We start from the raw sequence: 15,616 nt of genomic DNA on the forward strand, positions 1-15,616 counted from the left end.
CGCGGCGGCTGCGGCAGGCGGGGCTGCGGTGCGGCCAAAATCGGATGAGCGCTGTCAGTGGTGAACCGTAGGCTCGCGACTGATGCCCGAAACACATGCAGCTGCCAAGGACCGGTCCGCCGTACGATCGCTGCTACGGCTGTGGCCGTATGTACGCCCCGTCCGAACTCGCCTGTTCAGTGCGGCATTTGTCGCCGTCGTGGCCTCCTGTCTGGGCCTGGTCATTCCCCTGGTGCTGAAGTGGCTCGTGGACGGCCCGGTGGCGGGCCGGGACCCCGGCGGGGTCTGGCTCGGAGCGCTGGCCCTGCTGTTGCTGGGGGTCGCCGAGGCGGGGCTCTTCGGATTGAGGCGGTGGCTGGTGGCCCGGCCGCTGGCCGGGGTCGAGTCGGCGATGCGGGCGGACCTCTACCGGCATCTGCAGCGGCTGCCGGTGGCCTTCCACGACCGGTGGCCGTCGGGCCAGTTACTGTCGCGCGGCACGACGGATCTGATGCTGCTGCGGATGTTCTTGGCGTTCCCATTGACCTTTCTGCTGGTCAACGCGGTGACGATTCTGGCCGGGTTTGTGATTCTGCTCGGCCAGGAGTGGACGCTGGGTCTGGTGCTGCTCTCGCCGATCGTGCCGCTGGTGATTCTCTGCTCGCTGTTCGAGTCGCGGTACGCGGTCGTCGCGCGGCAGGCGCAGGACCAGGTCGGCGATCTGACGACGGTTGTCGAGGAGAGCGTGCTCGGCATCCGCATCATCAAGGGCTTCGGCCGCCACCGCAGCCAGACGCTGGCCTTCCGCGAGCTGTCGGAACGGCTGCGGGGCACGGAGCTGGGCAAGGCGCGGCTGCTGGCGGGGATCTGGGCGCTGATCACGACGATCCCCGAGGTGACGATCGGCGCGGCTCTGGTGCTCGGCACCGTCCAGGTCGCGGACGGCGGCCTGTCGGCGGGCACGCTGGTGGCGTTCCTGTCGACGGCGCTGGCGCTGCGGTGGCCGGTGGAGTCGATCGGCTTTCTGCTGGCGATGAGCCAGGAGGCGGCGACGGCTACGGAACGGTATTTCGAGGTGATGGACGCGGCGGAGGAGTCGGACACGGTACTCCCGGCCGAGGCGACGGCCGAGGGTGCGGACGGGCTACGGTTCGAGGCCGTCGAATTCCGCTACCCGGACGCGCCCGCCGACGCACCGCCTGTGCTCGCCCGTATCGATCTACGGGTGCGGCCCGGGGAGACCATGGCCCTGGTGGGGGGCACGGGCTCCGGGAAGACGACGCTCACCGCGCTCGTACCGCGGCTGCACGAAGTGAGTGCCGGGCGGATCACGCTGGACGGGGAGAACATCGCCGCGATGCCACGGGAGCGGCTGCGGCGGCTGGTGTCGGTGGCGTTCGAGGAGCCGACGCTTTTCTCGGCGAGCGTCGGCGAGAACGTCCTGATGGGCGCGGAGGGCGCGGGCGAGGGAGAGTTGGGCCGGGCGCTGGACATCGCGCAGGCCGGTTTCGTGCGTGCGCTGCCGTACGGCGCGGACACCCAGGTCGGCGAACAGGGCCTCAGCCTCTCCGGCGGCCAGCGTCAACGCCTCGCCCTGGCCCGGGCGGTGGTCGGCCGTCCGCGCTTCCTGGTCCTCGACGACCCGCTGTCGGCGCTGGACGTGCACACGGAGACCCTGGTGGAGGCGGCCCTGCGCAGAGTGCTGGAAGGCACGACGGCCCTGGTGGTGGCGCACCGCCCGTCGACGGTGATGCTGGCGGACCGGGTGGCGCTGCTGTCGGGGGGCCGGATCGCGGCGGTGGGCACGCATCGGGAACTGCTGCGTACGAATGCGGAGTACGCGTGGCTGATGTCGGGAGCGGAGTCGCTGCCGCGCGAGGCCCGACCCGAGGTGGGGGCCGGTGGGTCGACAGGCGCCGAGGCCGGCCGGCCCGCGCCAGAGAGCGGCGGGACGGCAGTCCTGGCGGCAGCGGCTGCCACCGGGGAGGACGCTGCCGGGCCGGCGTGCGGCGAAGCCGCAGCCCTCGCCGGGCGGGACGTGGCCGACGGGGCACTCGGTGGCCGGGGGCCCCGGGACGTGCCTTCCCATGGTGCGGCCCAACTGCCCCCGGCCACCTCGTCCGGCCACGCTGAAGGGAGTCCCCGATGACCACGACCACCACCTCGACCGGCCCCGGTGGCGTCCAGGGCGGGGACGATCCCTTCGACCGGGATGCCCTGCCCGCGTCCCAGGGAGCGACCGGTGCGCTGCTGCGGTCTCTCCTCGCCGCCCGACGCGCACGCGTCGTCCTGGCCGCGCTCCTCCTGCTGCTCCAGCAGGCCGCCGTCCAGGCCGGGCCCCTCCTCGTCGCGTACGCCATCGACCGCGGCGTACCCGCCTTCCGGCGGCACGACTACGGGCCGCTCATCGCCGTCGCCACCGGGTACGCCGTATCCGCGCTCGGCGCCGGACTTCTCCAGTACTCCTTCATCCGCACCTCCGCCCGCGTCAATCAGGACGTCCTCCTCGACATGCGCGGCCGGATCTTCCGCCAAGCCCAGGCCCTGAGCGTCGACTTCCACGAGCGCTACACCTCCGGCCGGTTGATCTCCCGCTCGACCACCGACGTGGAGTCCCTGCGGGAGCTGCTCAGCGAAGGGCTCCAGGAGCTGATCACGGTCGTCCTCGCCTTCGTCTACATCTCGGCCATGCTGCTCTGGCTGGACCTCGGGCTCGGCGCGCTCGCCGTGCTCTCCTTCGTACCGCTGTATCTGCTGGTACGCCGCTACCGGCGCCGCGTCGCCGTCGTCTTCCGCACCCGCTCCACCCTGATCGCCACGGTCATCGTGAAGTTCGCGGAGACGATGAACGGCATCCGCCCGGTGCGCGCGTTCCGGCGCGAGCACTCCAACGACGTGGAGTTCCGGCGCCTCAACCACAGCCATGAGCGCAGCAACGGCGACGGCCTGCTGGAGATGGCGCGCTATGTCATCGGCTCCCGGCTCGTCGCCAACACCGCCGTCGCCGGGATCGTCCTCTGGGGCGCGTACCGCGTCGCCTCCGGCACCCTCGCGCTCGGCGTGCTGGCCGCCGCCGTGCTGTATCTGCGCCGGCTGTACGACCCGATCGACCGACTCGGGATGTTCCTCAACTCCTACCAGTCCGCGGCCGCCTCGCTCGAGAAGATCGCTGGTCTGCTGGCCCAGACGCCGTCCGTACCGGAGGCGCGGGACCCCAAGAAGCTGCCCGCCCGGCACAGCGACCATCCGGGCCGCGAGGTCGTCTTCGAGGGCGTCCGCTTCGCCTACGGCACCGGCGGCGAGGTGCTGCCCCGCTTCGACCTGATGATCCCGGCCGGCCAGACGGTCGCCGTCGTCGGCTCGACCGGCGCGGGCAAGTCCACGCTGGCCAAGCTGCTGGCCCGCTTCTACGACCCCACCGAGGGCCGGGTCCTCCTCGACGGCGTCGAGCTGCGCGATCTGGCCACGCCCGAACTGCGGCGCGGGGTCGTGATGGTGACGCAGGAGGCGTTCCTGTTCTCCGGGACGGTCGCGGAGAACATCGCGATCGGACGACCGGACGCTTCGCGGGCTGAGATCGAGCGCGCCGCGAAGGCGATCGGCGCACACGATTTCATCAGCGGCCTGCCGGACGGCTACGACACCGACGTGCGCAAACGGGGCGGCCGGATCTCGGCCGGCCAGCGCCAACTGGTCGCATTCGCCCGCGCGCTGCTCGCCGACCCGGCGGTGCTGATCCTCGACGAAGCGACGAGCTCGCTCGACATCCCGGGCGAACGGGCGGTGCAGCGGGCGATGGACACGGTGCTGCACGGGCGTACGGCTGTCGTGATCGCGCACCGGCTGTCGACGGTGGAGATCGCGGACCGGGTGCTGGTGATGGAGCATGGGCGGATCGTGGAGGACGGGTCACCGGCCGAACTCATAGGCGGAGAGGGGCGGTTCGCGGATCTGCACCGGGCCTGGCGGGACAGCCTGGTCTGACGTGGCCTGTCAGCCAAGGGCGCGGTCGAGGTTGAACGCGGCGCTGATCAGTGAGAGGTGGGTGAACGCCTGTGGGAAGTTGCCGAGCTGTTCGCCGGTCAGTCCGATTTCCTCGGCGTACAGGCCGACGTGGTTGGCGTAGGTAAGCATCTTCTCGAAGGCCAGCCGGGCCTCCTCCAGCCGTCCGGCGCGGGCGAGCGCCTCGACGTACCAGAAGGAGCAGATCGAGAAGGTGCCCTCGGCCCCCCGGAGGCCGTCCGGGCTGGCTTCGGGGTCGTAGCGGTAGACCAACGAGTCTGAGACCAGGTCCGCGGTGAGCGCGTCCAGGGTCGCGAGCCATTTGGGGTCGGTTGGTGAGATGAATTTGGCCATCGGCATCATCAGCACAGAGGCGTCGAGTACGTGGGCGTCGAGGTGCTGAACGAACGCCCCTCGTTCAGGGCTCCAGCCGCGTTGCATGATCTGCCGGTAGATCGCATCACGGCTCTGCCGCCACCGGGGGAGGTCTGCGGGCAGGCCGCGCCGGTTCGCCATCCGGATGGCTCGTTCTATCGCCACCCAGCTCATCAGCCGCGAATACAGATAGTTCCTGCGTCCCCCGCGCGTTTCCCACACGCCGTCGTCGGGTTGGTCCCAGTGGTCGCAGAGCCAGTCCACCAGTACACCGATCTCCTCCCACCGGTCGCTGCTGATGGGTTGTCCCCACTTGTCGTACAGATACACGGAGTCGATGAGCGCTCCGTAGATGTCCAGCTGGAGCTGGCCGGTGGCGGCGTTTCCCACCCGCACCGGGGCGGACCCCATGTAGCCCTCGAGGTGGGGCAGCTCGCGCTCGGGCAGCTCGCCGCGCCCGTCGATTCCGTACATGATCTGCAGCGGACCCGCGGGACCGCTGCCCCGCATGATGCCCCGCTCGGACAGGAAGCGCATGAACGCCTCGGCCTCTCCGGTGAACCCCAGCCTGAGCATGGCGTAGACACAGAAGGCGGCGTCACGGACCCACACGAACCGGTAGTCCCAGTTGCGCTCGCCGCCGACCAGCTCGGGCAGGCTGGTCGTCGGGGCAGCCACGATCGCACCGGTGGGCGCGTAGGTGAGCAGCTTCAGCACGAGCGCGGAGCGGTGCACCATCTCCCGCCACCGTCCCTGGTAGCGGGAGCCGGCCAGCCAGTTGCGCCAGAACCTGACTGTCGTCTCGAACTGGTCCTCCGCCTCGGCCTCGGGACAGGCCCGCGGGATGACGTCATCACTGATCTGGTCAAGGGCGAACACCGCGGACTCGCCTTCGAGGAGCTTGAAGCGCGACCGCACGTCCAGGCCGTCGCACTCCAGCGGCGCGGTGGCGGTCAGCCCCAACGACAGACTCTCGGACCGGAACATTGCATAGTTGCCCTGCAGCTCCGCGGAATGCGGTTCGGCCCCGTAGCCGAAGCGGGGAGCCACCCGCGCTGTGAACGGAAGCGATCCCCGAACGCAGATCACCCGCCGGATCAGCCGGTGCCGGGCCGCCGCGCCCGAGTCGTCCTTGACCGGCATGAAGTCCTGGATCTCGGCCACCCCGTCGGAGGCGAAGAACCGGGTGATGAGGACGTTGGTGTCGGGAAAGTAGAACTGCCGAGTTCGCGTCGGCACTTCGGCGGCCAGCTCGAAGGATCCGCCCCGGTTCGTGTCCAGAATGGAGGCGAACACGCTCGGCGAGTCAAAGCGCGGGCAGCAGTACCAATCGATGGTGCCGTTGGTGCCCACGAGTGCCGCGGTGTGAAGATCACCGATAAGGCCGTGCTCGGCGATCGGCAGATAGGGCGAGAGGCCCTCTCGTCCGAATCCGGCGTTCGCCATATCGGCCTCCCTACGACCGCAGGGCGCATAGTGCGTACACGTGATACTAGATCTTCACGGCCGCGGATGCCATCGCGGCCCAGTGGCGCTCCTGAATGACATCACAGGGTCTGACCTGGCATGACGTTACTCAGGACTGGGGCTGCGGCAAGGTCGGCGGCTACCTCCCGTCCCGGGGAGCGACCTTGCCGACGAAATCCCTGAGCGTGGTCTCAGGCGGCGCGCAGCGGGGCCAGCGCCAGGCTCCACGACACGACCTGGTCGAGCGTGGCGGTGAGCGACTCGCGCTGGAAGTCGCCGGGCTTGAAAACACTGAAGTTCTCGAAGTCGGTGAACAGGGACAGCGCAACCTGGGCGCGTACGTCGGCCATCTGGAGTTCGCCGGCGATCAGGCGCAGGTGCTCCACGGCACGGGTGCCGCCGGCCGAGCCGTAGCTGACGAACCCGACGGCCTTGTTGTTCCACTCGGCGTAGAGGTAGTCGATGGCGTTCTTCAGCGCGCCGGAGGTGGAGTGGTTGTACTCCGGCGTCACCATCACGTAGCCGTCGAACGAGGCGATCTTGTTGGCCCAGCGCAGGGTGTGCGGCTGCGTGTACTGGCCCAGTGACGGCGGGTACGCCTCGTCGAGGTGGGGGAGCTTGTAGTCGAGCAGGTCGACAAGCTCGAACTCCGCGTCGGTGCGCCGCGCGGCGACCTCGTGCACCCAGCGGGCGACGGCCTCCCCGTTGCGTCCGGGGCGGGTGCTGCCAAGGATGATCCCGATCTTGGTCATGAGTGTTCCTCTATGACTTTCTGTTGATCGATCTACGAAAGTAATTGCTCCGTCAATCAATCATGTGGCGCTTGCTGCGTCAAGCAACTAAGATGGACGGATGTCCACCGCCGAGCAGCCACTGCAACCCATGAGCACGGACGAGGAAGCGCTGGTGCGCGAGCTCGGCCGGGTGATGATCGTCCTGCCCCGCGTCGTCGACGCCGACATGATGCGCGAGCAGCACCTGCCGCTCTCCGAGTACACGACACTCATGTATCTGTCCGAGGCCCCGCACCGGCTGATGCGCATGAGCGAGCTCGCCGCCGTCAGCAACCTCTCACTGAGCGGGATGACCCGCATCGTCACCCGCCTGGAGAAGCAGGGACTGGTCGAACGGGTCAGGTGCGGCGAGGACGGCCGCGGGTGGAACGCCGTCCTCACCGATGCGGGCCTCGCCCGGCTGCAACAGGCATGGCCCGCCCACCTGGCCAGCGTCCGGCGCCACGTCCTCGACCACGTCGAAGGCACCGACCTGACCCAGCTCATCCGCGCATTGAGGCGCATCGCGACTGACACACCCGGTGACGCGCATCCGAGGAGTACGTCATGAACAGCCCTTCGACCGGCCAGACCGGTGGGGGAGACATCACGCTTGGGCTGGACACGTTCGGTGATGTGACGAACGACGCCGAAGGCAAGTCGCTGTCGCACGGCCAGACCATCCGCCATCTGGTCGAGGAAGGCGTCCTTGCCGACCGGGTCGGCCTGGACTATTTCGGCATCGGCGAGCACCACACCGATTCGATGCCGCTCTCGGCTGCCGACGTGGTGCTCGCGGCCATCGCTTCGCGCACATCGCGCATCCGCCTCGGTTCGGCAGTGACAGTGATCAGCTCCGACGATCCCGTCCGCGTCTTCCAGCGCTACGCCACTCTCGACGCCGTTTCCGGCGGTCGCGCCGAGGTGATCCTCGGCAGGGGATCGAGCACCGAGTCCTTCCCGATCTTCGGCTATGACCTGAGCGACTACGAGGAACTGTTCGAGGAGAAGGTCGGCCTCTTCGCCGAGCTGCTCCGGGAGAAGCCCGTCACCTGGTCCGGCAACACCCGCGCGTCCCTCGACGGTCTCTCCATCTACCCGCACAGCGAGTCGGGATCGATCCCGACCTGGATCGGCGTCGGCGGCAGCCCCCAGTCGGTCATCCGGACCGCCCGGTACGGGTTCTCGCTGATGCTCGCGATCATCGGGGGCGAGACAGCCCGCTTCGCGCCGTTCTCACAGCTGTTCCAGCAGGCGCTGGAGAAGTTCGGACAACCCCCGCGGCCCGTCGGCGTCCATGCGCCCGGCCATGTCGCCGCCACCGACGAACAGGCGGTGGAGGAGTTCCTGCCCGCCTTCGAAGCCGTGATACGAAGCGTGTCCAAGCAGCGCGGCTTCCGCACCCCCACCCGCGAGAGCCTCATGCGCGATGTCGGCCCCGGCGGCGCGCTGCACGTCGGATCGCCCGAAACCGTAGCCAGCAGGATCACGGCGACGCTCAAGGACCTCAACGCGACCCGCTTCGATCTGAAGTACGGGATGAACGGAATGCCTCACAGCGCACTCATGACCAACATCGAGCTGTTCGGCACCAAGGTGGCACCGCTGGTACGCGAGATGATGGGCTCCTGACACCACGAGCGCCGGCCGCGGCCGCTTACCGTGGAGTTCATGACTGACTCGACGCCTGACGTGATCCTGGTGCCGGAGCTGTATACCGGCTATCCCGAGGTGGCTTTCGGCGGCTTTGTCGCAGGCGTGCTGGCTGAGCGGTCCGGGGCGAAGACCGTACGAGTGGAATTCCGCGGCCCTGTGCCTGTCGGGGTGCCCGTGCGGATCGCCGGAACAGCGGACGGTGGCTGCGAGTTGGGCGACACCGGGCGGCCGCTCGCGATGGCTGCCCCTGCCGAACTGGACCTCGACCCTCCGGCCGCGCCGAGCTGGGACGAGTCGGTCGCCGCTGCCGAGGCGTTCCGGGCCGCGCCGCCCGCCGGGCTCGTCGACTGCTTCGGCTGCGGCCTGGACCGTACGCCCGACCGCGGACTGCGCCAGCACTGCACCCCGGTGCCAGGGCGGAACGTGGTGGCCTGCGACTGGACCCCGGATCCGGCGCTCGCGGACCCGGACGGCCTGCTCCCGCCCGAGCTGGTCTGGGGCGCACTTGACTGCCCGGGCAACTGGGCGGGCCGACTGCTCGGCACCCAGCGCCAGGGCGCGGTGACGGCTTCCCTCACGGCCACGCTCCTGCGCCCGGTCGCCGCGGCGGCACCGCACATCTCGTACGCGTGGGTCCTTGCCGAGTCGGGCCGCAAGCACACGCTGGGCGTGGCACTGGCAACGGCCGACGGCGAGTTGTGCGCCGTGGCCGAGGCCCTGTGGCTGGACCCGAGGCCCGCGGCCTGACTCATCCCGACGCGCACGCGCGAGGACACCGGTACGCCGGACGACGGATGGCACGGAACTAGCCACAGTTCGATGTGATCGCCGCGACGGGGATCCGTCCACTGCTCAACACCCCGTTCACACAGTCGAGTTCGAGCTGCACCTTGAAACCCGTTCTATTTCGGGCTCCGGTGAACCCTCGCCGGCATCGCGGCAATGATCGACGAAACGTCCGCTTAACGAACATGACCAATCGGGCAGCGAACGATTTCCGGCCAACTTCTTGACGCGCCCCTGACATAAACCGTTCAGGGCTGTCACTCTTCCTCCGATCCACGCTCCACACGCCCGACACGCTCCGCTTGCTCTGCCCGGCCGACCTCACCCAGTCGCCCGGTACCCCCCTCGCAGAAGGAGTTCGCGTGAGACCCACGCATCGCCGGCGCACCACCGCGACCGGAGCTCTTATAGCCACCGCTGCCCTCCTCGCGGTCGGATTCCAGACAGGCACCTCCTCAGCCGACCCGGCGCGAACCGCCGCGCCGGCGGCGGCGAAAGCGGGGAAGGCCGACCCCGGCGCCCTGCCGCTGAACCTGACCCCCGCCCAGCGCGCCGAGCTGATCCGCAAGCAGAGCGCCACCACGGCGGCCACCGCCAGGGAACTGGGCCTCACCGCCCAGGAGAAGCTCGTCGTCCGGGACGTCACCCAGGACCGCGACGGCACCACGCACACCCGTTACGAGCGCACCTACGCCGGACTCCCGGTGCTGGGCGGCGACTTGGTGGTCGCCGAGACCAAGGCGGGCGCGACCGAGTCGGTCACCAAGGCGTCCAGGTCGGCCCTGGGGAACATCGACACCAGCGCCGACATCGCCCCGGCCACCGCCGAGAAGCAGGCGCTGGGCGCGGCCAAGGCTGAGGGCTCGGCGAAGACCAAGGCCGACCGCGCACCGCGCAAGGTGGTCTGGCTGGCGCAGGGCGCGCCGACTCTCGCGTACGAGACGGTCATCGGCGGCATCCAGCACGACGGCACCCCGAACGAGCTGCACGTCGTCACCGACGCGACGACGGGCAAGAAGCTCTTCGAGTGGCAGGCCGTCGAGAACGGCACCGGCAACACGCAGTACAGCGGCCAGGTGACGCTCGGATCCACGCAGTCGGGATCGACGTACAACCTGACCGACGGCGGCCGCGGCAACACCAAGACGTACAACCTCAACCGCGGCACCTCGGGCACCGGCACGCTGTTCTCGGGCCCCGACGACGTCTGGGGCAACGGCCAGGCCTCCGACCTGGAGACCGCGGGTGCCGATGCCGCGTACGGCGCCGGGATCACCTGGGACTACTACAAGAACGTGCACGGCCGCTCCGGCATCCGCGGTGACGGCGTCGGCGCGTACTCCCGCGTGCACTACGGCAACAACTACGTCAACGCGTTCTGGCAGGACAGCTGCTTCTGCATGACGTACGGGGATGGCTCGGGCAACGCCAAGCCGCTCACCTCGATCGACGTGGCGGCGCACGAGATGACCCACGGCGTCACCTCCGCCACCGCGAAGCTCGTCTACAGCGGCGAGTCCGGCGGTCTCAACGAGGCGACCTCTGACATCTTCGCCGCCGCGGTCGAGTTCTACGCCAACAGCGCCCAGGACAAGGGTGACTACCTGGTCGGCGAGAAGATCGACATCAACGGCGACGGCACCCCGCTGCGCTACATGGACAAGCCGAGCAAGGACGGCGCGTCCAAGGACGCCTGGTACTCGGGCATCGGCAATATCGACGTCCACTACTCCTCGGGCCCGGCGAACCACTGGTACTACCTGCTCTCCGAGGGCAGCGGCGCCAAGACCATCAACGGCGTCAACTACGACTCGCCGACCTCCGACGGTCTGCCCGTGACCGGCGTCGGCCGGGACAAGGCCTCGCTGATCTGGTTCAAGGCGCTCACCACGAAGTTCAACTCCACGACGAACTACGCGGCTGCCCGCACCGGCACCATCGCGGTCGCGACGGAGCTGTACGGAGCGACCAGCGCCGAGGTCAAGGCCGTGACCGACGCGTGGGCCGGCATCAACGTCGGCGCCCGCCCCGGCGGCGGCGACCCCGACCCGGGCACCGTCTTCGAGAACACCGCTGACGTCTCCATCCCGGACAACGGCGCCGCGGTCACCTCGTCGGTCAGCGTCACCGGCCGCACGGGCAACGCCCCGGCCACCCTCAAGGTCGGCGTGGACATCATCCACACCTGGCGCGGCGACCTGGTCGTCGACCTGCTCGCCCCGGACGGAACGGTGTACAACCTGAAGCCGTTCAGCTCCTCCGACTCGGCGGACAACGTCCAGGCGACCTACACGGTCAACGCCTCCTCCGAGGTCGCCAACGGCGCCTGGAAGCTGCGCGTCCAGGACAAGGCGGCGTACGACACCGGCTACATCAACAGCGTCAAGCTCACCTTCTGAGCCTTGTCGCAAGGAGCTGCCCGGGGGCCGAGCCCCCGGGCAGCTTCCGCGTCAAGCGGGGTTGTTCGCGTGCGTCAGCGTCTCCCATGCCACAAACAGGTTGTTGGAACCCGCCGGCCGCTGCTGCTCCGTGAGGCGCTGGGTGTTGCTCATGCCGAAGCCCATGCGGTTGTGCAGCGCGTTGAATCCGACCTCGGTGACCGGGCCGAGCTTGTCCTTGAGGCTGCCGTTGCAGAGGTTCCCCGGCACGGGCTCGCCCAGCTGGTACCTGGCGTGCAGGCCCAGCGCGTGGCGCAGCCGGTCTGCGATCTCCGGGTAGAGGTCCTGGCCCTGGATGCGGCTGGTCTCGGCGATGTGCGAGATGGCGGAGAGACCGTATCCCGTGTGAGTGAGGTCGCGGCAGGTCTCCTGGCTGAGCCCGTTCATGAAGGTCGACTGGCCCTGCCAGTACTTGATGATCTCGTCGCGGGTGTCGAGGCCCGAGCCGGGCGCGGTCTTCGGCAGAGAGCCGTCCGAGGTGAGATAGATGTACGCCGGGACCCGGCCGCGGACCTTGGCGACGGCCTTGTCGTACGCCCCGCGGTCCTCGAGGAAGACCGCGATACCGATCGCCGCCTCCATCATGCTCAGCTCCCAATTTCCGTTGGAGTGCGAGCCGTTGATCACCTTGGGGAGGTACACATTGCGCAGCATCGTGCCGAAGCGGCCGGAGTTCGGCCAGGAGCTGTACGTGTACTTGACGATCTCGGCGGCCCGCGGCCAGGAGGAGCCCGCCCAACCGGTCTGCAGCGGGGCGTTGCTGTTGGTGTGATCCTTGATCACCGCGGACCAGGCGTCCATGATCTCGATCGACTTCTTGGCGTAGCGGCTGTCTCCGCCGATGTACCAGGCAAGCGCCAGGGTGTACGCGGCGATTGCGTCCTCGCGCTCGTCCGTGCAGCCGTAGTTGGGGTTGGAGTACGAACCGCACTCGACGACGGCGCGCGGTTTGGCGGTGCGCGACAGTGAGCCGTACTTGCTCGCGAGCATCTGGTCGTGGGCGGACTTCCATGGCTGGGCGCCCGCGTTGACCTTGGCCTTCACAAAGTCGAGCTGGGGGCGGCTGATGAGCACGCCGGGGTGGGTGAAGTTCGCGGGCGCGGCGGCCTGTTGGGCGGTGTCTTTCACGGCCGAGGCCGGGGCTATGAGCACCGCGGCCAGGACTGCGGCCAGGACGGTGCCGAGGGCGAGCAGAAGCGCTTTTGGTCTGCGCAGTGCGCGAGATCCGGTACGCATGGGGGGGCCTTCCGGTGGGGGGTTGCTCTCCAACTGGGTTCACCCATATGAACATTGGGCGTGGGAGTGAACCCCGCAGTGAGTCAGGAAGCTAAAGGCATCCCATGGGCACGTCAAGACTCTGAGTTCAAGGCGTGAAAAAAGCCAATGCAAAAGGGCGGCGTGGTGGTGCACCCGCACCACCACGCCGCCCTCCCCTCCTCAGCGCATCAGCACTCCCGCGCCCTCCCCCGTCGCCTCCGTCGGCAGCGCCACCAGACCCAGGTCCGCGCTGGCCGCAAGCAGCGGGTGAGCCGGCAGGATGCGCACCGTGTAGCCGAATGGGCCCGTGCGGTCCAGACAGAGCGGCCCCTCGTAGACCCAGCGGCCCTCCAGGTCCGGGCCGCCCGCCGGCTTCAGCGGGGAGGTCTGGGCGTCGGCGATCGCGTCGTCGGAGTCGACGCGGCCGGCCACCGCCTGCACCTCCACGTCGTCCGGCTGGAGTTCGCCGAGGGCGACCCGCACCCGCAGCGCGAGCGTCGCGCCCAGCTCCGCCGTGCCCTCCGCCGCGGCCTCCTCCAGGGCCTCCACATGGTCGACGGCCACCTGTGGCCAGGCCACCCGCACCCGTGCCTTCCAGGCCGCGAGTTCCCGTGCCGCGTCCGCGTCCATGGACCGGTGGGCCCGGGCGGCGGGGGCGTACAACCGCTCCACGTACTCCCGCACCATGCGGCCCGCGAGCACCTTGGGGCCGAGTGTGGTCAGCGTGCGGCGGACCATCTCGATCCAGCGCTGCGGCAGCCCGCCGGCGCCCCGGTCGTAGAAGCGGGGCGCCACCCGGTTCTCGATCAGCTCGTACAGCGCGCCCGCCTCCAGATCGTCACGGCGGTCCTCGTCGGTCGCCGAGCCGTCGGCGGTCGGAATCGCCCAGCCGAAGTCCGGCTCGAACCACTCGTCCCACCAGCCGTCCAGCACGGACAGATTGAGGCAGCCGTTGAGCGCGGCCTTCATCCCGCTCGTCCCGCACGCCTCCAGGGGTCGGAGAGGGTTGTTGAGCCAGACGTCGCAGCCGGGATACAGCTTCTGCGCCATCGCCATGCCGTAGTCCGGCAGGAAGACGATCCGGTGCCGCACCCGCGGATCGTCCGCGAATCGCACCAGCTCCTGCACGAGACGCTTGCCGCCGTCGTCCGCCGGGTGCGCCTTGCCCGCGACGACGATCTGGATCGGCCTGGTCGGATGCAGCAGCAGTTCCATCAGCCGGTCGCGGTCGCGCAGCATCAGGGTGAGCCGCTTGTACGAGGGGACCCGGCGGGCGAAGCCGATGGTGAGCACGTCGGGGTCCAGCACCCCGTCGATCCAGCCCAGTTCCGCGGCGCCCGCGCCGCGCTGCCGCCAGGAGGCCCGCAGCCGGTCCCGTACCTCCATGACCAGCTGTTCGCGCAGATCGCGGCGGAGCTCCCAGATGTCGTTGTCCGGGATGTCGGCGACGGAGTCCCAGCGTTCGGAGCCGCCGACGGACAGGGCGTCCTCGGTCCGGCTCGTGCCGATCTGGCGCGCGCCGAGCCGGAACACCTCGGGGGCCACCCAGGTCGGTGCGTGAACACCGTTGGTGACGGAGGTGATGGGCACCTCCTCGGCGTCGAAGCCGGGCCACAGTCCGGCGAACATGCCGCGGCTGACGGCACCGTGCAGGGTGGAGACGCCGTTGGCACGCTGGGCGAGCCGCAGCCCCATCACCGCCATGTTGAACAGGTTGGCCTCGCCGCCCGGATAGGTCTCCATGCCGAGCTGGAGCACCTTCTCGACCGGCACTCCGGGCAGTTCCCCGCGGTCCCCGAAGTGCCGGGCGACGAGCTCGCGGTCGAAGCGGTCGATCCCGGCGGGGACCGGGGTGTGGGTGGTGAACACGGTCCCGGCGCGCACGGCCTCCAGCGCGGAGTCGAAGTCCAGGCCCTGGCCGCCGCTTTCCGGGGGTTCCCCCAGTTCGCGGATGCGTTCAAGGCCGAGGAAGCCGGCGTGTCCCTCGTTGGTGTGGAACACCTCGGGGGCCAGATGGCCGGTCAGGCGGCAGTACGTCCGCACCGCCCGTACGCCCCCGATCCCCAGCAGCATCTCCTGCAACAGCCGGTGTTCGCTGCCGCCGCCGTAGAGCCGGTCGGTGACGTCGCGCTCGCCGGGGCCGTTCTCCTCGACGTCCGAGTCGAGCATCAGCAGTGGTACGCGGCCGACCTGCGCCACCCAGATGTGGGCGTGCAGCGAGCGCCCGCCGGGGAGCGCGAGAGACACCCGGGCGGGTGTCCCTTCGGGCTCCCGCAGCAGGCTGACCGGCAGCTCGTTGGGGTCGAGGAGGGGGTAGTGCTCCTGCTGCCAGCCGTCGCGGGACAGCGACTGGCGGAAGTAGCCGTGGCGGTAGAGCAGCCCGACGCCGATCAGCGGTACGCCGAGGTCGCTGGCGGCCTTGAGGTGGTCGCCGGCGAGGATGCCGAGGCCGCCGGAGTACTGGGGCAGTGCGGCGGTGACGCCGAACTCGGGCGAGAAGTAGGCGACCGCTGCCGGGAATTCGGGCCCGGTGGGCCCGCTGTTCCCGGCGGAGCCGCTGTGTGCCTGGTACCACCTGCGCCCGTGCAGGTAGTCGTCCAGGTCATCGGCGACGGCGGCCAGTCTGCGCAGAAAGCGGCGGTCTCCGGCCAGTTCTGCCAGCCGGACGGCGGACGCGGACCCGAGCAGCCGCACGGGGTCACCTCCTGCCGCCTGCCACCCCTCGGGGTCGACAGCCTGGAAGAGGTCACGGGTCTCGGTGTGCCAGGACCAGCGCAGATTGCGCGCTAGGTCGCTGAGCGGTCGGAGCGGTTCGGGGAGGACGGGGCGGACGGTGAATCGACGAATGGCCTTCACGGGTCCCACCTTTGCAGGGGAGGTACA

The 15,616-nt window shown here is 69.5% G+C and carries 10 protein-coding genes; 6 read left to right on the top strand and 4 right to left on the bottom strand.

Annotation, left to right across the window (positions count from 1 at the left end):
- The first annotated feature begins 82 nt into the window (after positions 1–82).
- Complete coding sequence (locus tag QFZ67_RS11520) at positions 83–2,128, top strand: ABC transporter ATP-binding protein (RefSeq protein ID WP_307660992.1); 2,046 nt, start codon at positions 83–85, stop codon at positions 2,126–2,128.
- On the top strand, positions 2,125–3,963 hold the full coding sequence (locus QFZ67_RS11525) for an ABC transporter ATP-binding protein (RefSeq protein WP_307660993.1): 1,839 nt from the start codon (positions 2,125–2,127) through the stop codon (positions 3,961–3,963). Before QFZ67_RS11520 ends, QFZ67_RS11525 begins: the two co-directional genes overlap by 4 nt.
- A 9-nt stretch (positions 3,964–3,972) precedes the next feature.
- On the opposite strand, the gene QFZ67_RS11530 is transcribed toward QFZ67_RS11525, so the two are convergent.
- Positions 3,973–5,802 carry a glycoside hydrolase family 15 protein gene (locus QFZ67_RS11530; RefSeq protein WP_307660994.1) on the bottom strand — a complete coding sequence of 610 codons (1,830 nt, stop codon included), beginning with the start codon at positions 5,800–5,802 and terminating at the stop codon, positions 3,973–3,975.
- A 212-nt stretch (positions 5,803–6,014) separates the two neighbouring features.
- On the bottom strand, positions 6,015–6,575 hold the full coding sequence (locus QFZ67_RS11535) for an NADPH-dependent FMN reductase (RefSeq protein WP_307660995.1): 561 nt from the start codon (positions 6,573–6,575) through the stop codon (positions 6,015–6,017).
- 100 nt (positions 6,576–6,675) lie between these two features.
- Between QFZ67_RS11535 and QFZ67_RS11540 the strand changes: the two genes are divergently transcribed.
- The 4 genes from QFZ67_RS11540 to QFZ67_RS11555 all read left to right on the top strand — a co-directional run bounded on the left by QFZ67_RS11540 (position 6,676) and on the right by QFZ67_RS11555 (position 11,437).
- A complete protein-coding gene (locus tag QFZ67_RS11540) occupies positions 6,676–7,167 on the top strand; it encodes a MarR family winged helix-turn-helix transcriptional regulator (RefSeq protein ID WP_307660996.1) in 492 nt (163 codons plus the stop codon).
- Positions 7,164–8,228, top strand: a complete 1,065-nt coding sequence (locus tag QFZ67_RS11545; RefSeq protein WP_307660997.1) for an LLM class flavin-dependent oxidoreductase — start codon at positions 7,164–7,166, stop codon at positions 8,226–8,228. The genes QFZ67_RS11540 and QFZ67_RS11545 overlap by 4 nt, the downstream gene beginning before the upstream one ends.
- Before the next feature lie 39 nt (positions 8,229–8,267).
- Positions 8,268–8,999 (top strand): PaaI family thioesterase, encoded by a 732-nt coding sequence (locus QFZ67_RS11550; protein ID WP_307660998.1) that lies wholly within the window; start codon positions 8,268–8,270, stop codon positions 8,997–8,999.
- Between the two features lie 401 nt (positions 9,000–9,400).
- Positions 9,401–11,437: a M4 family metallopeptidase gene (locus tag QFZ67_RS11555; RefSeq protein ID WP_307660999.1), complete on the top strand. Its 2,037-nt coding sequence runs from the start codon at positions 9,401–9,403 to the stop codon at positions 11,435–11,437.
- A 51-nt stretch (positions 11,438–11,488) separates the two neighbouring features.
- Here the strand turns inward: QFZ67_RS11555 and QFZ67_RS11560 are convergent, their stop codons facing one another.
- Together QFZ67_RS11560 and glgP are read right to left on the bottom strand one after the other, a co-directional pair.
- The gene (locus tag QFZ67_RS11560; RefSeq protein ID WP_307661000.1) at positions 11,489–12,712 is read right to left on the bottom strand and encodes an alginate lyase family protein; all 1,224 of its coding nucleotides are present in this window, start codon (positions 12,710–12,712) and stop codon (positions 11,489–11,491) included.
- A gap of 201 nt (positions 12,713–12,913) precedes the next feature.
- Positions 12,914–15,589: an alpha-glucan family phosphorylase gene (gene glgP, locus QFZ67_RS11565; RefSeq protein WP_307661001.1), complete on the bottom strand. Its 2,676-nt coding sequence runs from the start codon at positions 15,587–15,589 to the stop codon at positions 12,914–12,916.
- Between the last annotated feature and the right edge of the window lie 27 nt (positions 15,590–15,616).

The sequence above is a fragment of the Streptomyces sp. V1I1 genome, assembly GCF_030817355.1.
Classification (GTDB): Bacteria; Actinomycetota; Actinomycetes; order Streptomycetales; family Streptomycetaceae; genus Streptomyces.